At 73.7% G+C, this 18,192-nt stretch carries 12 protein-coding genes; 6 read left to right on the forward strand and 6 right to left on the reverse strand.

Translation table 11 applies throughout. The features are described from left to right. Positions 1-41: 41 nt before the first annotated feature. Complete coding sequence (locus ACFFF6_RS12355) at positions 42-1,361, reverse strand: alpha/beta hydrolase-fold protein (protein WP_376981132.1); 1,320 nt, start codon at positions 1,359-1,361, stop codon at positions 42-44. A gap of 166 nt (positions 1,362-1,527) precedes the next feature. Between ACFFF6_RS12355 and ACFFF6_RS12360 the strand changes: the two genes are divergently transcribed. Together ACFFF6_RS12360 and metE are read left to right on the forward strand one after the other, a co-directional pair. Beyond that, positions 1,528-2,487 (forward strand): methylenetetrahydrofolate reductase, encoded by a 960-nt coding sequence (locus ACFFF6_RS12360; protein ID WP_376981134.1) that lies wholly within the window; start codon positions 1,528-1,530, stop codon positions 2,485-2,487. A 153-nt stretch (positions 2,488-2,640) separates the two neighbouring features. After that, positions 2,641-4,968 (forward strand): 5-methyltetrahydropteroyltriglutamate--homocysteine S-methyltransferase, encoded by a 2,328-nt coding sequence (gene metE, locus ACFFF6_RS12365; protein WP_376981136.1) that lies wholly within the window; start codon positions 2,641-2,643, stop codon positions 4,966-4,968. Between the two features lie 176 nt (positions 4,969-5,144). Here metE and ACFFF6_RS12370 read toward each other — a convergent pair whose 3' ends face one another. Then, positions 5,145-6,047, reverse strand: coding sequence for a type IV toxin-antitoxin system AbiEi family antitoxin domain-containing protein (locus ACFFF6_RS12370; protein WP_376981138.1), 903 nt, complete (start codon positions 6,045-6,047; stop codon positions 5,145-5,147). 258 nt (positions 6,048-6,305) lie between these two features. Beyond that, positions 6,306-7,949: a glycoside hydrolase domain-containing protein gene (locus ACFFF6_RS12375; RefSeq protein ID WP_376981140.1), complete on the reverse strand. Its 1,644-nt coding sequence runs from the start codon at positions 7,947-7,949 to the stop codon at positions 6,306-6,308. A 159-nt stretch (positions 7,950-8,108) separates the two neighbouring features. Here ACFFF6_RS12375 and ACFFF6_RS12380 point away from each other — a divergent pair, with 159 nt between their 5' ends. Beyond that, positions 8,109-9,038 carry a PHP domain-containing protein gene (locus ACFFF6_RS12380; protein ID WP_376981142.1) on the forward strand — a complete coding sequence of 310 codons (930 nt, stop codon included), beginning with the start codon at positions 8,109-8,111 and terminating at the stop codon, positions 9,036-9,038. Positions 9,039-9,109: 71 nt separating this feature from the next. Here ACFFF6_RS12380 and ACFFF6_RS12385 read toward each other — a convergent pair whose 3' ends face one another. Both ACFFF6_RS12385 and ACFFF6_RS12390 read right to left on the reverse strand, forming a co-directional pair. Continuing rightward, positions 9,110-9,721: an LOG family protein gene (locus ACFFF6_RS12385; RefSeq protein WP_376981144.1), complete on the reverse strand. Its 612-nt coding sequence runs from the start codon at positions 9,719-9,721 to the stop codon at positions 9,110-9,112. Positions 9,722-9,767: 46 nt separating this feature from the next. Beyond that, complete coding sequence (locus ACFFF6_RS12390) at positions 9,768-10,730, reverse strand: NAD(P)H-binding protein (RefSeq protein WP_376981146.1); 963 nt, start codon at positions 10,728-10,730, stop codon at positions 9,768-9,770. Between the two features lie 108 nt (positions 10,731-10,838). On the opposite strand from ACFFF6_RS12390, the gene ACFFF6_RS12395 reads away from it, so the two are divergent. Beyond that, a complete protein-coding gene (locus ACFFF6_RS12395; protein WP_376981148.1) occupies positions 10,839-11,630 on the forward strand; it encodes a TetR/AcrR family transcriptional regulator in 792 nt (263 codons plus the stop codon). Between the two features lie 29 nt (positions 11,631-11,659). On the opposite strand, the gene ACFFF6_RS12400 is transcribed toward ACFFF6_RS12395, so the two are convergent. Beyond that, on the reverse strand, positions 11,660-13,009 hold the full coding sequence (locus ACFFF6_RS12400) for an MATE family efflux transporter (RefSeq protein ID WP_376981149.1): 1,350 nt from the start codon (positions 13,007-13,009) through the stop codon (positions 11,660-11,662). Positions 13,010-13,185: 176 nt separating this feature from the next. Here ACFFF6_RS12400 and ACFFF6_RS12405 point away from each other — a divergent pair, with 176 nt between their 5' ends. Both ACFFF6_RS12405 and ACFFF6_RS12410 read left to right on the forward strand, forming a co-directional pair. After that, entirely contained in the window at positions 13,186-16,773 is a 3,588-nt protein-coding gene (locus ACFFF6_RS12405) for an efflux RND transporter permease subunit (RefSeq protein ID WP_376981151.1), read from the forward strand. A gap of 119 nt (positions 16,774-16,892) precedes the next feature. Then, positions 16,893-18,192 (forward strand): M48 family metallopeptidase (locus ACFFF6_RS12410; RefSeq protein ID WP_376981153.1); only part of this gene is annotated, 1,300 nt, incomplete at its 3' end.

Below are 18,192 nucleotides of genomic sequence, written 5' to 3' on the forward strand. Positions count from 1 at the left end.
CACCGCGTCGGCGACGGCCCGCGCTTCCGGGTCCACAGCCCTCAGCGCAGAAGCCTCGCGAGCTCCCGCAGCGCGAGGGGCTGCCACCACGCCCAGTCGTGCCCGCCGGGGACGACCTCGAGGGACGCATCGGCGCCGCCCGCCCGCAGCGCCGCGACGAGGCGCTCCGCGTCCTGGGCCATCGTGCCCTCGAAGGTGCCGGCCTGCAGGCGCAGCCGACTGCCCCGCCCCGCCGTGGCCTCCCGCAGCGGCGCCAGGAGCGCGCCCTCGGGATAGCGCCACAGCGAGACCGACTGCGCGATCGCGGCCCCGATCCGCCCCGGGGCGAGGGCGAGGGCGAACAGCGAGGTGAGGCCGCCGAAGCTCGACCCCGTGATCACGGTCCGCGACGCATCGGCGCCGAGGCCCCTCTCCCGCAGCCGCGGCAGCAGGACCTCCGCGATCCACCGCGCATGCCCGCCCGGGACGCCCAGCACCTCGGCGCGCCGGGGCCCTGAGTCGACGAACACCGCCACGAGCGGAGGCAGCGCCCGCTCCCGGACGGCGCGCTCCAGACGAGCCGGGGTCCCCAGACGGTCCGCATGGTCGAACCCGTCCAGCACGATCAGCAGCGGCAGCTCGGCGACCGCCCGGGCCGCGGAGCCGGGACCGCCCGGACCGCCCGCCGCCGCCCGCGCGACCGCCTCCAGGGAGCCGAGACCGGAGCTCTCGCTGATCCAGAGGTGCACCGCCGGCTCCTCCGCCCCGCGCTCGAGGGTGTGCAGCGTGGGGGAGACCCGGCCCGTCACCGGACCGAAGGGGCCGTCATCGGGCAGCGAGACCACAGGGCGCCGCCCGCCCCGGACCGCCCCATGGCTCAGACGCACCGCCGCCCCGGCGGCCTCTCCCGGGCCGGTGCCCCACCGTGCGGCCGGCAGCCTCAGACCTTCCTTCCACCAGGGGGGATCGCCCGGACCGAGGTGCTCGAGGAAGGCGTAGGTGGCACGCCACTGCGCAGGCACGACGAAGGTGCCCTCCCACCAGGAGCTGCCCGCGGCCTGCAGATCGCAGGCGTCGACCGGGTCGACGCGCCACCAGCCGCTGGCCTGCAGGGCCACGGCCCTCGCCTCGGGCGCCCTGTGCCGGAAGCGGACCAGCAGCATGCCCTCCGCGGACGCCGGGCCCAGCACCTGCGGCCCCTCGCGGAGCCGGGCCCCGGCCGGGAGCACCTCCGGAGCGGCCGCGGCCCGCGGGATGCGCAGCGGCGCGCCCCGGTCCGCAGGTCGTGGCAGCGGCTCCCACAGGGCGGCAGGGAAGAGGGGCGGGGAGGCCGCGGGAGCCGGGAGCGCGGAGCCGACGGGTCCAGCAGGATGCGAGTCCATTCACGACTCCTTGTGACGTCGGGCCCCCAGGCAATCACACGGACCGAGTCCTCGCGAGTCCTCCCGTGAACTCCCGCGGCGCGCGGTCGCGGCCCGCCGCCCTGCACGATTCACGCTCCGTCATGATCCGTGAGGAACCGGACGGGAGGCGCATATGTTCCCTGGCATGCCCGTCACCGCACCGCCCACGCCCCCCGGAGCCGCCCCGGCGCCGAGCGCCGCCGCGCCCGCTCGCCGCCGCCCGCAGCCCGCGCTGAGCTACGAGCTGTTCCCGGCGCGGGGCGAGGCGTCCTGGGAGAAGGTCCAGCGCGCCGTCGCCGCCCTCGAGGCGACCCGCCCCGACTACGTGTCCGTCACCTGTGCCTCCGCGCGCGGGAACTTCCCGCGCGTGCTCGAGCTCGTGGACCACATCCTCGCCGAGACCAGCCTGCGTCCCCTCGTGCATCTCACGAGCGTCGGCTCGAGCACCCAGGAGCTGTCCGGCTCGATCCGGGACCTGCTGGAGCGCGGCGTCCGCGGCATCCTCGCCCTGCGCGGCGACATCCCTCCCGGCTACGACACGCGCGAGGACGAGTTCCCCTTCGCCCGCTACCTCGTCGAGCTGATCCGCCGCATCGAACGGGAGGAAACCGCAGCGCTCGCCGCCGGCCGCCTCGCCATCGGCGTCGCCACCTACGCGCAGCGCCATCCCGAGTCGCCCAGCCACCAGCACGACATCGAGGTGCTCGTGACCAAGGAGCGCTCCGGCGCGGACTTCGCCATCACCCAGGCGTTCTTCGACCCCGCCGAGTACTCCGACCTGGTCCGCCGCGCCCGTCGCGCGGGCGTCACGATCCCCATCATCCCCGGCTTCGTGCCCATGACCTCGGTGCGGCGCCTGACCCGCTTCGCCGAGCTCTCCGGCGTGCACGCCCCCGCCGCGCACCTCCACGCCCTCGAGACGGCCACGAGCCCCGAGGAGCGGCGGCGCATCGGCATCGCGGCGAGCACCCGCCTGATCCGCGCCGTCCTGGACGACGGCGCCCCCGGCGTCCACCTGTTCACCTTCAACGAGCACGTCGACGCGCTCGGCGTGCTCGAGCAGGTGGACCTGGGCCGATGGGCGTCCTCGCCCGTCAGCGCCTGAGGACCCGGCTGATCGCGGCCCGCACGATCCGGCCGCCATCGGCCCGGACAACCGGCCGCCCCCGACCAGCACGACCCGCCGAGCCCGCCGCGGCCCGGAAGACCCCGCCAGGGCCGCTCGCGGTCCGCACCACCCCATGAAGGAAGACCTCAGATGACCAGCACCTCTGCTCTGCCCGCCGCGACGATCCTCGGCTATCCGCGGATCGGCCCGGACCGCGAGCTCAAGAAGGCCGAGGAGTCCTACTGGGCCGGCCGCAGCGAGCTGTCCGCCCTCGAGGAGACCGGCCGCGCCCTCCGCGCCGCGACCGCCGACCGCCTCGCCGAGCTGGGCCTCGCCGGCGAGGGCGCGATCCCCGAGTCGTTCTCCTGGTACGACCAGGTCCTCGACGCCGCCGTGGCCGTGGGCGCCCTGCCCTCCCGCTTCGCGGACCTCGTCGAGGCCGACGGGAGCATCTCCCTGGCCTCCAGCTTCGTCCTCGCCCGCGGCGACGAGCACCGTCCCCCGCTCGAGATGACCAAGTGGTTCGACTCCAACTACCACTACCTGGTGCCGGAGATCGGTCCCGACACCGCCTTCCATCTCGCGGGCGACCAGCTGATCCGATGGACGCAGGAGGCCGCCGATGCGGGCCGCAGCGTGCGCCCCGTCGTCGTCGGCCCGATCACCCTGCTGCTGCTCGCGAAGGCCGCGGACGACGCCCCCGAGGGCTTCGACCCGATCACCCGCCTCGCCGAGCTCGTGCCCGTGTACGCGCAGCTGCTCTCCGGCCTGCGGGCCGCCGGCGCCGCCTGGGTGCAGATCGACGAGCCCGCGCTGTCCGCGGACCAGCGCCTGACCGCCGCGCAGCTCGCGGAGCTGATCCCCGGCTCCCTCGGCTTGCTCGCCGCGCAGGGGGATCGCCCGCAGATCCTCGTCACCACCGGCTACGGCGAGCCCGAGGGACTCGTCCCCGCGCTGCTCGCGAGCGGCGTCGAGGCCCTCCATCTCGACCTCGTCAAGGGGCGGATCCCGGCGGTCTCCGAGCTCGTCGGCGCCGGGGCGACCCAGCTCGTGGCGGGCGTCGTGAACGGCCGCAACATCTGGCGTGCCGACCTCGGCACCGCCGCCGCGCGCGTCGCCGAGCTCTCCTCCCGCCTCGAGCAGGCCGGCGGCACGGGCGGTGTCGTCGTCGGCACCTCCACGAGCCTCCAGCACGTCCCGCACGACGTGACCCGCGAGACCGCTCTCGACCCCGCGCTGCGCGACGCCCTCGCCTTCGCCGATCAGAAGGTGCAGGAGGTCGTCGAGCTCGCCGCCGGCGGCGTCGAGCCCGGCTCGGTCGACGGTCCGCGCTCCACCCCGCGCACCTTCGCGGGCGTCCGCGTCGAGGCCGTCCGCGAGCGCGCCGCCCAGGTCACCGCGGCCGATGCCGACCGCGAGGACTACGCCCTGCGCGCCGCCGCCCAGCAGGAGGCGCTGGGCCTCCCCGAGCTGCCGACCACCACCATCGGCTCCTTCCCGCAGGTCGCCGAGGTCCGCAGGGCCCGTGCCGCGCACCGCAAGGGCGTGATCGACGACGCCGCCTATGTGCAGGCGATGAAGGACGAGATCGCCCGCATCATCGCGCTGCAGGAGGAGCTGGGCCTGGATGTCCTGGTCCACGGCGAGCCCGAGCGCAACGACATGGTGCAGTACTTCGCGGAGAACCTCGAGGGCTTCGCGACCACCGAGCACGGCTGGGTCCAGTCCTATGGCTCGCGCTGCACGCGCCCGTCGATCCTCTTCGGCGACGTGCACCGCCCCGCCCCCATCACGGTGGACTGGGCGACCTACGCGCAGTCCCTGACCGAGCGTCCCGTCAAGGGCATGCTGACCGGCCCCGTCACCATCCTGGCCTGGTCCTTCGTCCGCGATGACCAGCCGCTGGGCGAGACCGCCGACCAGGTCGGCCTGGCCCTGCGCGACGAGGTCACGGACCTCGAGGCCGCCGGGATCGGGATCGTGCAGGTCGACGAGCCGGCCCTGCGCGAGCTGCTGCCGCTGCGCGTGCGCGACCACGCCGACTACCTCGACTGGTCCGTGCGCTCCTTCCGCCTGTCCACCGCGGGAGTGCAGGCGGCCACGCAGATCCACACGCACCTGTGCTACTCCGAGTTCAACGTGGTCGTCGACGCGATCGACGCGCTGAACGCGGACGTCACCTCGATCGAGTCGGCCCGCTCGCGCGGCGAGATCCTCGAGGCCATCGACCCCGATGCGTTCCCGCGCGGCATCGGCCCCGGTGTGTGGGACATCCACTCCCCGCGCGTCCCCTCCACCGAGGAGATCGCCGAGCAGCTCACCCGCGCCCGCCGTGTCGTGGGCGGCGAGCGCCTGTGGGTGAACCCGGACTGCGGCCTCAAGACCCGCGGCTACGCCGAGACCGAGGCGAGCCTCAGGAACCTCGTCGCCGCGACCCTCCAGGTCCGCGCGGCCGCGGAGGTCCCCGCCGCGGTCTGATCCCCCCGCCGCGCGGTCCCGCGCCGGTCCGTTCCGCCCTGCGTCCACGCGCCGGGTCGACCGGGCCGGCGCGGGACCGATGCCGGGCCGGGAATCTGCTGTCGTCTCATGACCGGGATCGACGTTCTGCTCCGGGTGATGTCGCTGCGGCGACAGCACATTGCCGGTCCCGGTGATCACGCGACGGTCCGCCGCCGCGTGCGGTGCTCCCGTCGATCCAGCATCGCGCCCAGCATGCGGCTCGTCCGCTCCCAGTCGATCATCACCTGCTCATAGGTGAGCTGCACGTAGACCATGCCCAGGGCCTGGAGGTCGAGCCGCTTGCGGTACGTCCGGTCGTACTCCTCCACCCCGGTGTGGAATTCGAGGCTGTCGCATTCCACCACGAGGCAGTCGCCCACCAGGAGGTCCACACGCCACATCCCGTCCAGGAACTCCACCTGGGCGCGCACCTCGACGCCGCGACGCTCGAAGAAGCGCCGCGTCTTCGTCTCGGTACCGGCGTCGGCGTCGCAGCGCAGCTCGCCCAGGGCGCGGTCGAGCCGCAGCGGCAGCGCGGAGCGGACCTGCTCGACATCGTCCCGGGTGATCAGCCCCCGGCGCAGCCCCGACTCGAGCTCGATCGCGCCGTCCTCGACTCCGCGGCATCGGATGACGTGCTCGAGCGCGTCGGGGACCGGGACGAAGAGCTTCGAGCCGGGTATGCGTCGTGGTGCCGGATCATGCAGCACGACCCCGGAACGGTGGCGGGCGCGGGCCGAGCGGCTTCCCGCGCGGAGCTGGGCGACGTGGATCTTCTCGTCGCGGATCTGCCAGAAGCCGAGGAGGCTCAGCGCGGAGATGCAGGTGAGGAGCTGCCTGCTCTGCAGGGCCCGGATGATGGGCCCCGGTGTCTGCGACGTCCCGTAGATGCCGTGTGCGAGCCGGATGATCTCCCCTGCCGCGAGCTTCCGGTCCAGCTGGCGCGTGCTCATCCCCATGGCGGCGAGCTCCGGCCGCGTGCGCAGATGCAGGTGGGGGAGGGACAGCAGTTCCGGGGCGTCGTGGGGGATCGGGTGCGGGATGAGAAGGTCGTCCATCCGGCCAGGGTGACCTCCCCGGGGGGAGGCAGCGAGGCCGGCCCCGGATATGTGGAGGATCGCGGGGTGAGGAGGACAAGCGTGGTTCAGGGACAGGGACAGCGTCGGCGCCTGGGAACGGACGGGGCCGGGGCAGGGCTGGACCTGGCCGGGATCAGGGAGGGGCGGGAATCTGATGTCGTGTCAGCGACGCCGCTCGGAGCAGAACGCCGTTTTCGGCTCTGAGACGACAGGAGATTCCCGCCCCCGCCCCGTCCGTCACCCCAGCTGCGCGAGGATCGCCTCGTCGACGGCGCGGCGGGCACCGAGGTGCGCGTCCACGTCGTAGCTGAAGCGGTCGTAGGCGAGGGTGCCGTCCTCGTCCACGAGGGCCTTGGCGGCGTCGGCACCGGCGAGCGAGGCGAGCCAGGTGAGGGCGCGGTGGTCGGCCATGCCCTGCGCGAAGACGCGATGGCGGATGGACAGCCACGGCGTGCCGTCGGGGCCGGGGTAGATCGCGAAGGGGTCGCCGCCGGGGAAGTTTCCGCCGGAGCAGGTGTCCTCGAAGGGGTCGATCGCCCGCAGCGAGAACTGCGACCACCAGAAGTTGTAGCCCCAGTGCAGGAACCCGGGCGCGTCGAGGACGAACAGCTGGCGGCCCAGCACGCGGTTGCGCACGGAGGGCTGGGAGATGAAGCGGTTGGCGACGTCGCGGTTCTGCGAGACGCAGTAGTACACCCACGGCTTCTCCCCGGCCTCGAGGAAGGGGCCGGCGTGGTTCGTGGCGACGATCGGCGTGGCGACGAGGCCCCGGGAGAAGAACTCGTAGGAGCTGAGGGCATCGACCACCTCCGCCCCCTCGAGCAGGTCTGCGACCTGCGACTTCGCCGCCTGGTAGGCCTCGAGGTGCTCCTCGCCGGGCTCGTCGCTGATATGCCACATGACCTGGCCGTCCCAGTGCTCGGCGAGGTGGGAGCGCAGGGCGGGGATGAGCTGCTCCAGGAGGGCGCGGTAGGAGGGGTCGGTCGCCTCGACGTGCCAGCCGAAGCGCTCGACGGGTCCCTCGGCCGTGTCCACGACGATCTTCGGCGTGAAGCGGGCGCCCCACTGCGTGAACAGGTGCGCCATCTCGAGGGCGCGGAAGCCGGCCACGCGGCACAGCTCGAGCCAGCGGTCCAGGTTCGCGAGGTCGAAGGCGTAGCTGCCCGGGGCGTCCTCGCGGATGCCGACGAGCTGCACGGTGGGCCGGGTGTGCCCCTCGGCGGTGTCCAGCGGCGGCGTCCACACGGGCGTGAGCACGGAGTTGACGTCCATCGCGCGGGCGGAGGCGAAGCACGCCTCGAGCAGCTCCCAGTGGCGCTCGGAGAAGACCGGCACGTCGTAGTAGGTGGAGAGGCTATCCGCGTGCAGCCAGTGGGTGTTGAGGATCGCGAGCTCCGGCAGCGTGTGCGGGTGGATCTGGATCCGGGCCGTGTGCTGGGCCGATGCTCCCGCGGTGCGCAGGGACACCGACAGCTCGTGGTCCCCGGCGAGCGCCGGATCGTCCACGCGCACGTCGATCCACACGGCCTCCCAGATCCCGGGGGTCACGAGGATCGACTCCACGCCGTCGGAGCCGATGGGCTGGAGCAGGTCGGGGTAGTCGCCGGGCTCGGTCACGAGGTAGTGCTCGTCCACCTCGTCGGCGGCGGCGAAGGAGACGGGTACGCGGCGCACGGCGCTGACCGTCGCGGCGGGGGCGAGGTCGCCGTCGAGGGAGACGACGAGCTCGGTGCCCTCGCCTTCCTCGAGCTTCAGCGCGACCTGCAGGGACAAGGTCTCGCCGAGGAAGCCGGAGGCGTGGAGGCCCGCCGGGGCGGCGGCCGGGCGCGGGGCGGCATCGCCCAGCACCTTCTCGAGGGAATCGGTGAGGTGGGACAGCACGGGCGGGGCTCCTGGTCAGCGGTGACAGCGGCGGTGCGCCGGGCCGATGCGCGGCCCGGACAGCGCCCGCCATCATGCACGAGAACGATCGCAGGTGCCACATGTGCTCACGTTCTGCCATGTGCGCGGCCGGCGGCGGGACTGTGGCACGCTGGGGCGATGACCCCGCCTGCCGCGTCCGCCGCTGATCGCCCCGACCGCGCCGCCCTCCCGGCGCTGCCCGCGGACAGCCACGTGCACAGCGAGTTCTCCTGGGACACGGGCGGTCCGGGATCGGCCGCCGCGGGGACGATGGAGGCGACGTGCGCGCGGGCGGTGCGCATCGGCCTGCCCGGGCTGTTCTTCACCGAGCACCTGGACCTCGAGCCCGCCTGGTTCACCGATCTGGACGACTTCGCCGACCATGAGCGGCATCTGGTGGGGGAGGACGGCATCGTCGCGGTGCCGCGCCTGGACGTGGACGGCTACTTCGCGAGCATCGAGCGCTGCCGGGCGCTGTTCCCGCAGCTGCGGATCGGCACCGGCCTCGAGTTCGGGCAGCCGCATCTGCGCACCGCGGCCGCGCGCGAGCTCCTGGACCTGGACCGCTTCGACCGGGTCATCGGCTCCCTGCACACGCTCCCGCTGGACGTCGCCGAGCAGCCTGGGGCGGGGCCGGAGCATCGGGCGGAGCCGAACACCCTGTTCCGCCGGCTGGATGCGCCGGAGGTCCTGCGCCGCTATCTGGCGGAGGTCCCGGCCCTCGTCGCGGGGCCGGAGCGCTTCGAGGTCGTCACCCACCTCGACTATGCCGTTCGGTACTGGCCGGAGGCGCAGATCGGTCCGTTCGATCCGCGCCTCGTCGAGGCGGAGCTGCGCGATGCCATGGCGGCGATCGCTGCCAGCGGCCGCGCGCTCGAGATGAACACGCGCCGCCTGCAGCCGTGGATGCCGCAGTGGTTCGCGCAGGAGGGCGGACGGGCGGTGAGCTTCGGCAGCGATGCGCACGTCCCCGGCGCTCTGGCCCACGGGTTCCCGGAGGCGGTGCTCATGGTCGCCGCGGCCGGCTTCGAGCCGGGGGAGGAGCCCTGGGACCTGTGGCGCCGATGAGCCGCGTGCGGGCGCCGGGCCGATGAACGCGGCGCCCTGCGATCTCCGTGCCGCGCGGGCGCCGCGTGCGCTCAGGGGGCAGGGGTCTCCGGCGCCCACTTCGCGGTCGGCGCCTGCCAGCTCCGCAGCGCCTCGATGAGCTGCTGCGGGTCCTCGGCCACGACGAGGGAGTCGCGGAAGCGCTCGGAGAGGAATCCTGCGCTCGTCATCGAGTCGATCGCCGCGAGTAGCGGCTGCCAGTAGCCCTCGACGTCGTAGAGCGCGACGGGCTTGGCGTGGATGCCCAGGTGCTGCCAGGTCCACACCTCGAACAGCTCCTCGAGCGTGCCCGCGCCGCCGGGGAGCGCGACGAAGGCGTCGCCCAGCTCTGCCATCCGCAGCTTGCGGGCGTGCATGTCCGGGACGACCTCGAGGCGGGTGAGGCCGCGGTGCCCCATCTCCGCCTCCATGAGGACCTGCGGCATGACGCCCAGGACCTCGCCGCCCGCGGCGAGCGCGGCATCGGCGATCACGCCCATGAGCCCCACGTCGCCTCCGCCGTAGACGAGGCCGAACCGGGCCTCCGCGAGGTCGCCGGCGCAGCGCGCGGCCTCCTGCGCGTACCGGGGCGAGGCGCCCAGCGAGGAGCCGGTGAACACGGTGATCCGCGTGACGGGCTGCGGGGTCGGGGACTGCTGGGACACGGGGCTCCTCCTTCGTCGCGCGACGTTCACGCGGGTTCCCAGTCTGTCACCGTCCAGGGGAGGTGGTCGTCGGCCGGGGCGACGGGTGCCTCATGGCATGCACGGTCCGGGCGAGCGCCTCCTCCCAGGGGGTGGGAACCAGCTGCTCCTGCGTCGTGAGAAGCCCCGGCTCGAGCCGACAGGGTCCGTACCAGATGCCCGCGATGCCGGAGAGCTCGCGCGCGAGGGGGTGGAAAGGGGAGAGCGCGCGCAGGACGAGCCGCGGGATCGTCAGCGGAGGCCGGAACGGTACCTCCAGCAGGTCCGCGGCCGCCCGGGCGAGCTCGCGCTGGCTGCGGGCGGGTGCGGAGGGGGCGTGCAGGATCGCGTCGGCGGGCAGGCGCTCCGGGTACCGGGCCGCATGGAGCATGGCCGCGGCGAGGTCGGGGATGAAGGTGAGGGTGTGCGGGGCGTCCGGATCGCCGAGGATCAGGCCGCGCCGGCCCGCGGCCTGCTGCTCCATGAGCAGAGAGCAGGCGACCGCGGACCCCGTGCCGACCGCGGTGGGGCCGATGAGGTCCGAGGCCACGATGCTCGCCGTGCGGGCGGCATGGCGGCGGCGGGTCTCCAGGAGCTGGACGCGGATCTCGCCCTTGGCGTCCCGCGGGCTCGGGGCGGCGCCCTCGGCGAGCCGCGCGGCCTCGCCCTGGAAGCCGTACATCGACTCGGGGAAGATCACGGGCGCGTCGTGCCGTGCGGCGGCGTCGAGGACCGCGAGCTCGCGCGGCGGCAGCTCGCGGCGCCAGACCCGGGAGTCATAGGGGGCATGGAAGGCGGCATGCACGGCATCGGCGTCCTCGATCGCGCGGCCGAGGGCTGCGGGGTCGAGGACGTCTCCGCGGATGCGCCGCACGCCAGGGGCGGGGGCGGCCTCGCTGCGTCGCAGGACGGTGACGGCGTCCCCGCGGTCGCGGGCCTGGTCGATGATCTCGCGGCCGATCTGGCCTTCGCCGATGACGAGGTGGTGCATGTCATCCTCCATCTGTGAGCACTGCTCTCGATATTCTCGGGGACAGTGAACACTGCTCTCGGACTTCAGTCAAGAGCACTGCTCTCGAATTTGTGCTTGGATGGCCGCATGGCACAGGCAGGCGGCACCGGCAGCAGGGCACAGGCGCGCGAGCGGACCATGGCGCGGATCCTCGACCTGGGCAGGGAGCAGCTCATCGAGCAGGGGCCTGCCGGTCTCAGCGTCCGCGAGATCGCCCGCGGGCTCGGCATGGTCTCGAGCGCCGTCTACCGCTACGTCGCCAGCCGCGACGACCTGCTCACCCTGCTCATCGCCGATGCCTACACCGATCTCGCCGACGCCGTCGACCGCGCCCTCGCGCAGTCCGGTCCCGAGGGCGGGGTCGGCGACGGGGACGGAGCCCCGACGTGCGCGCCGACCGCGCCCCCGCCCCCGGATGGGCTCGACGACGTGGACAGGGCCCCGCCGCGGACCCGGTTCCTCGCGCTCGCCGAGGCGATGCTCGACTGGGCCCTCGCCCACCCCGAGCGCTGGACCCTCCTGTACGGCACCCCGGTGCGCGGCTACGACGCCCCTGCGGCGGCCACCACCCCGCCCGGCACCCGCGTGATGGGCCGCGTCCTCGAGATCGTCGCCGCGGCGGACCCCGCCGCGTTCCCCGGGCATGCCGCGGAGGAGCTGCCGGAACCCGTCCGCGCCTGGCTCGCCGCCGGTGCGGCCGAGGTCGGCGTCGCTGCGGCTCCGGCGACCGTCCTGCAGGCGCTGACGCTCTGGAACGGGCTCGTCGGGACGATCACGGCACAGGTCTTCGGGCAGATGGGACCGGAGGCGGCCGCGCTCGATGGCGCCCTGCCCCGCCTCCAGCTGCGCCTCCTCGCCGACCGTCTCGTCCCGCGCTGAGACCCGGCGCCGCGCCGTGCCCCCGGGCCTCAGCCGCCCAGGCGCATCCAGGCGTCCGTGCGCACGCGCACCCCGAGGGTGATCGCGCGGGCGACGAGGAAGATGAGCGTGCACGCGACCCAGAGCGCGGCCAGACCCATCGGCCCGGACCAGCCCGAGTACCACACCACGGCCGCGAACGGCAGGGTGACCAGGGCGTTGATGATCCCGACCCGGGCCAGGTACGGGGCATCGCCCGCGCCCATGAGCACCCCGTCCAGCACGAAGACGTAGCCGGCGACGGGCTGGGCGATCACCAGCACCCACAGCGCCGCACGCAGCGACTCCTGCACGGCCGGGTCAGGGGTGAAGACGGCGGGGACGACGTAGCTCGCCGCGAGCAGCAGCAGCCCGGTCGCGATGCCGCCGCCGATGCCCCAGATCATCAGACGCCGCGTCACCGCGTGGACGGAGGCGGCGTCGCGCGCGCCCAGGAACCGGCCGGTGAGCGCCTGCCCGGCGATCGCGAGCGCATCCAGAGCGAGCGCGAGCAGGCTGAAGATGGTGCCGGCGATCTGATGGGCGGCCAGCTGCACGTCCCCCAGCCGGGTCGCGACCAGGGTCCCGGCCAGCAGCACGACCCGCAGGGACAGGGTGCGCACGAGCATCGGCACGGAGTCGCGGCCGGCGGAGGCGACCTGGCCGCGGTGCAGGCGCAGGGGGACGCCGTGGCGGCGGGCGCCGCGGACCACGACCGCCACGAGCACCAGGGCCATGCCCCACTGCGCGATCACGGTGCCGAGCGCGCTGCCGGCCACCCCGAGGCCGAGCCCGAAGATGAGCACCCCGTTCAGCGGGATGTTCAGGACCGCTCCGCCGACGGCGACCAGGAGCGGCAGCCGCGCGTCCTGCAGGCCGCGGACCAGACCGGTCGCCGCCTGGACCAGCAGCATGGCGGGCAGGCCGAAGGCGCTCAGGCGGAGGTAGGTGAGCGCCTCGGCGAGGACGGCGGGCGAGGGGCCGAACAGGTCGAGCAGCCATCGGCCCCCGATCAGCAGGGCCAGCACGCTGCCGGCGCCGATCAGCAGGGCCAGCCAGCAGGCGTCGACGCCGCGGGCGATCGCCTCGCGCATCCGACCTGCCCCGACGGCGCGCGCGACCGCGGCCGTCGTCGAGTACGCCAGGAAGATCGACAGCCCCACCACGGTGGTGAGCACGGCCGAGGCGAGGCCGAGGCCGGCGAGGGAGGTGGTGCCGACGCGGGCGACGAATGCGGAGTCGGCGATGAGGAACAGCGGCTCCGCGATCAGCGCGCCGAGGCTCGGCAGCGCGAGGCGCAGGATGTCGCGGTCGACGGCGGCGCGGGCGGCGCGTGACGAGGAGGCGTCGAGGGAGGGCACCCGTCCATTGTGGTCGCCTGCGCGGCGGCTCCGCGGGGCGGGGCGATGCGGCTCACGTCCGCCGGGGTGCGCGGCCCACGGGGGCGGCAGGTCCGGCGCGGATTCAGGCGCCCATGATGCAATGCGCCCTGGCCCACGAGCGCGCGTCGGCCCCGCGCGAGATCCCTGGAGAACCGATGAAGCGCCTGGCCTCCCTGAGCCTGCACAACCGTTCGTTCATCGCTCTCGTCTGCATCGCCGTGTCGATCATCGGCGCCTTCGCGATGACGACGATGCGGCAGGAGCTGGTCCCCTCGGTGGCGCTGCCGCAGATCCAGGTGATGACCACCGCCCCCGGATCCTCCTCGGAGCAGGTCCGCGACCGGATCAGCGCGCCCGTCGAGCAGGCCCTCGGCGGCCTCGAGAACGTCGAGGGGACCTCCTCCACCTCGCAGGCCGGTGTGTCCGTGGTGACGGTCGAGCTGACCTACGGGACCGATGTCGCCCGATCCACGAACCAGGTCGACGCGGCGCTGGGCCGCATCGAGGACCAGCTGCCGGAGGGCTCGGAGCCGCAGGTCGTCTCGGGCGGCACCGGCGATCTGCCCGCCGTCATGCTCGCGATCTCCTCCGACCTCGTGCCCTCCGACCTCGCCGGTCGGCTGGAGGCAAGCGTGGTCCCGGAGCTGGAGCGCGTCGACGGCGTCGCCCGGGTCGCCGTGATCGGCGCGCCCGAGGAGATCGTCCGCATCACCCCGGACGAGGACGCCCTCGCCGAACGCGGCCTGACCACGGACGACATCGCCACCGCCCTCGATGCGACGGGCCTGTCGCTGCCCGGCGGCTCGGTCACCGATGGCGACCGCACCCTCGACGTCGTCCTGGGCGAGCGGATCGACTCGCTCGAATCCCTCGAGGCGATGGTGATCCGGCCGGGAGAGGCAGCCCAGGGCGCCGAGGGACAGGCGGGACCCGACGGCCGCCAGGAGCAGGAGGGGACGGGACAGGACGGCGAGCAGGCCGAGATCACGACCCTCGCCGACATCGCGACCGTCCAGCGCACCCCCGAGGATCCGACCTCGATCTCCCGCACGGACGGGCGCGAGTCGCTGGTCCTCATGATCACCGCGACCGCGGACGGCAACGTCGTGGACATCTCCGAGGGCGTCTCCGCGGCGCTCGAGGAGAAGCTCCCGGGTGTGGGCGGGAACGCGACCAGCGACGTCGTCTTCGACCAGGCCCCCTTCATCCAGGACTCGATCCTCGCCCTCGCCGAGGAGGGCCTGCTGGGCCTGCTCTTCGCGGTCGGCGTGATCCTGCTGTTCCTGCGGCGCGTGCGCCCCACCGTCGTCACCGCCATCTCGATCCCGACCTCGCTGCTGATCGCCTTCATCGGCATGCTCGTCACGGGCTACACCCTGAACATGCTGACGCTCGCGGCGCTGACCATCTCCATCGGCCGCGTCGTCGACGACTCGATCGTCGTCATCGAGAACATCACCCGGCACCTCGCCTACGGGAAGACGCGCATGCGCGCGATCCTCGACGCGGTCGGGGAGGTCGCCGGGGCGATCACCGCCTCGACCCTCGCGACGGTCGTGGTGTTCCTGCCGATCGCGGTGGTCGGCGGCATGGCCGGGGAGCTGTTCCGGCCCTTCGCGCTCACCGTCGGCATCGCCATGATGAGCTCGCTGCTGGTGGCGCTGACCATCGTGCCCGTGCTCGCGTACTGGTTCCTGCGCGCCCCGCGGTCCGCGGCGGACGTCGACCCCGAGGACGCGGAGCAGGTGACCGCGGTGCGGGAGGCCGCCGAGGCCGGGGAGGAGCGGTCCGTCCTGCACCGCCTGTATGCGCCGCTGCTGCGCGCGAGCCTCGACACCGTCGCCGGGCGCGTCGTGACGATCGTGGTAGCCCTCGGCGTCCTGGCCGGGACCGTCCTCCTGCTGCCGATGGTGAAGGTCAGCTTCCTGGGCGACTCGGGGCAGAACATCGCCTCGATCAGCCAGACCCTCCCCGCCGGCACCTCGCTGCAGGAGTCCTCCGACAAGGCTGCGGCGAGCGAGGAGGCGCTCCTGGCGATCGACGGCGTGCAGACCGTCCAGACCACCATCGGCGGCGGCATGTTCGCGGCCGGGTCCGGAGCGCACGAGATCAGCTTCTCCATCACCACGGACCCGGAGGCGGATCAGGAGGTGCTCACCGAGGAGATGGTCGCAGCGATCAGCTCTCTTCCGGAGCCGGGGGAGGTCGAGGCGGCCGAGGTCATGTCGATGACCGGCTCCTCGAGCGTGGACATCCTCATCACGGGGCCGACCGCGAAGGACCGCCGGGCCGCGCACGACGCGATCCTCGCCGAGCTCGACCCGCTGCCCTCGGGCGTCGCCGAGGTCAGCAGCGATCTCGAGGCCGACACCCCGACCGCCGTCGTCACCGTCGACCGGGAGGCCGCCGCGCGGGCGGGGCTCACGGAGGAGGCGGTGGTCGGCATGGTCGCCCAGCAGATGTTCCCCGGCGCGATCGGGACGATCACCCTGGACGACACCGAGCTGGACGTCCTCGTCGAGGGCTCCGAGCCGGTGTCGACCCTCGCGCAGCTCGAGGACCTGGAGCTCGCGGGCGGGATACCGCTCACGGATCTGGCGAGCGTCGAGGAGGTCGCCTCGCGGCCCTCGATCTCCACGCGCGACACCCTGGAGACGCTCACCGTGTCCCTGAGGCCGTCCGGCGAGGACGTGGGCCCCGCGACCGATGCCGCGAACGCCGCGATCGAGGCGGCCGCGCTGCCCGACGGCGCCGAGGCCAGCGTCGGCGGGACGGCCGCGGACATCGACGAGACCTTCGGGCAGCTGGGCATCGCCATGCTCGCGGCGATCCTGCTCGTGTACGTGCTGCTCGTGTGGATCTTCCGGTCCCTCGTCCAGCCGCTGATCCTGCTGGTGTCGATCCCCTTCGCGGCCACCGGCGCGCTGGGCCTGCTGGTGATCACGGGCGTGCCGCTGGGCCTGCCCTCGATGATCGGGCTGCTCATGCTGGTCGGCATCGTCGTCACCAACGCGATCGTGCTCATCGACCTGGTCAACCAGCACCGGCGCCGCGGCCTCGCCCTGCAGGAGGCGCTGCACCGGGGCGCCGCCACGCGCCTGCGGCCGATCCTCATGACGGCGGCCGCGACGATCTTCGCGCTCACCCCGATGGCGCTCGGCATCACCGGCAACGGCGGCTTCATCGCCCAGCCGCTCGCGGTCGTGGTCATCGGCGGGCTCGTGAGCTCCACGCTGCTGACGCTGGTCATCGTGCCGGTCCTGTACCGGCTCGCGGAGGGGCCGGGGGAGCGGCGGCGCCTGCGCCGCGAGGAGGCCGATGCCGAGCGCGCCCGCCTGCGGGAGGAGGCGGAGCGGGCGAGGCAGGAGGCGATCGAGGCGGAGGCCGCGGAGCTCCTGGCCCGCGAGGAGGCGGAGCGGGCCGAGCGCCGCGCCCGCGAGCAGGAGGCCGAGCGCGCCGCGGAGCGGGAGCTGGTGGCCGCCCAGGTGCGCGAGCAGATCCTCCGTGAGCTGGTCGGACCGCCGCGGTCCGGGACGGGGCGCCGCGCGCGCACGGACGCGGACGCCGCCGTCGAGGGCGAGGTGCTGACGGCGGGATCCGGCTCCGAGCTGGTCCGCCACGGCGGGCCCGCCGCTCCCGGGAGCGATCTCGTCGGCTCGGATGACCACGACGAGCGCGACCGACTCCGTGGCGAGCAGCGGGGCTGGCGCGCATGGCTGCGGGGTCGCCGGGGGCGGGGCTGAAAGGATCCGGGCGCTGACCAGCACAGTGTGGAAGGACGTCCCGGTTCGGGGGCGCGGCGCGGTAGGTTCGGCTCGAGCACCATCGCGCAGGCACCGGGCCTCGCAGGCAGGAGCAGCACATGACCATGCATCCCCCGCAGCACCACCCTGGAGGGCAGGGAGAGGCGCCGAACCTGATCAACGGGGCGACCCGCCACGGGATCCTCGGCCCGAAGGGCGTCCGGCACCCTTGGGAGCTGCCGCTGCTGGGGGTCGGGGTGGTCCTGACGCTCGCGGGATACCTGCTGTGGCTCGTCCTCGTCGTCATGACGCTGGTGAACCTGATCCGTGGCGAGGGCCCCACGATCTTCTCGATGGCGGAGGGCACGGGCCTGGTGTCCGTGTACGCGATGCAGATCTTCGTGATCGTCATGTTCGTGCCGATCATCATCTGGTTCAGCCGCGCGATGCTGTACGCGCAGCAGCGGGCGAACTCGGTGCGGATGAGCCCCACCCAGTTCCCCGAGGGCTACCGGATCGTCGCGGAGGCCGCCGCGCAGTTCGGGCTGAGGCGTGTCCCCGACGCGTACGTCGCCGGAGGAAACGGCGTCATCAACGCCTTCGCCTTCGGCCACGGGTTCCGGCGCAGCGTCGTCGTGTACTCCGACATGTTCGAGGTGGGCGGCGAGGTGCGCGATCCGGAGGCGCTGCGCTTCGTGATCGGCCACGAGGTCGGGCATCTCGCCGCCGGTCACGTCAGCTACCTCCGCATCGTCCTGACCAGTCTGCTGCAGTACGTCCCGATCCTCAGCAGCGCCCTGTCGCGCACGCAGGAGTACACGGCGGACAACTTCGGCTACGCGTACTGCCCGTCCGGGGCGCTGGGCGCGATGGGCGTGCTGTCCGGAGGCAAGTATCTGAACGCGGACGTGAACGTCCATGAGCTGGCCGACCGTGCCGCCTGGGAGAAGGGCCTGTGGGTCCACCTGGTGAACTGGCAGTCCAGCCATCCCATCATCACCTGGCGCGCGCATGCGCTGCGCGATCGCAGCCGCGCGGGACATCTGTGGTTCCGCCCGGGGGACGCGCTGTGGGGGATCCTCACCACGCCCGGCGCCTGGTTCCGCGGCCCGCTGCCGGCGGGCTCGGAGTTCTCCGGGGGCTATCCCACCCCGGAGACGGCCCTGGCCATGCTCGATGCGGCCGACGGGGTCCGCCCGGCCGGAGCCGCCGGTCAGTTCGGTCGCTTCAACGGCGCCGACTACTCCTCGCGCGTGCCGATGCGGGTGCTGCAGCTGTCGGCCCCGCTGCTGTCGACGCCGCTGCGGGGCGGCGGTCCGCAGGGACCGGGCGGTGGACCGGTCGGTCCCGCAGGGCCGACGGGCGGGCCCGGTGGGCCGACGGGCGGGCCCGGTGGGCCGACGGGCGGGCCCGGTGGGC

Origin of the sequence: Brachybacterium hainanense (assembly GCF_042434575.1) — a bacterium.
GTDB lineage: Bacteria > Actinomycetota > Actinomycetes > Actinomycetales > Dermabacteraceae > Brachybacterium > Brachybacterium hainanense.

Bases quoted from the DNA above. Each gene is read 5' to 3' on its own strand.
- ACFFF6_RS12355 (WP_376981132.1), bottom strand. From the start codon at position 1,361: ATGGACTCGCATCCTGCTGGACCCGTCGGCTCCGCGCTCCCGGCTCCC.
- ACFFF6_RS12360 (WP_376981134.1), top strand. From the start codon at position 1,528: ATGCCCGTCACCGCACCGCCCACGCCCCCCGGAGCCGCCCCGGCGCCG.
- metE (WP_376981136.1), top strand. From the start codon at position 2,641: ATGACCAGCACCTCTGCTCTGCCCGCCGCGACGATCCTCGGCTATCCG.
- ACFFF6_RS12370 (WP_376981138.1), bottom strand. From the start codon at position 6,047: ATGGACGACCTTCTCATCCCGCACCCGATCCCCCACGACGCCCCGGAA.
- ACFFF6_RS12380 (WP_376981142.1), top strand. From the start codon at position 8,109: ATGACCCCGCCTGCCGCGTCCGCCGCTGATCGCCCCGACCGCGCCGCC.
- ACFFF6_RS12390 (WP_376981146.1), bottom strand. From the start codon at position 10,730: ATGCACCACCTCGTCATCGGCGAAGGCCAGATCGGCCGCGAGATCATC.
- ACFFF6_RS12395 (WP_376981148.1), top strand. From the start codon at position 10,839: ATGGCACAGGCAGGCGGCACCGGCAGCAGGGCACAGGCGCGCGAGCGG.
- ACFFF6_RS12405 (WP_376981151.1), top strand. From the start codon at position 13,186: ATGAAGCGCCTGGCCTCCCTGAGCCTGCACAACCGTTCGTTCATCGCT.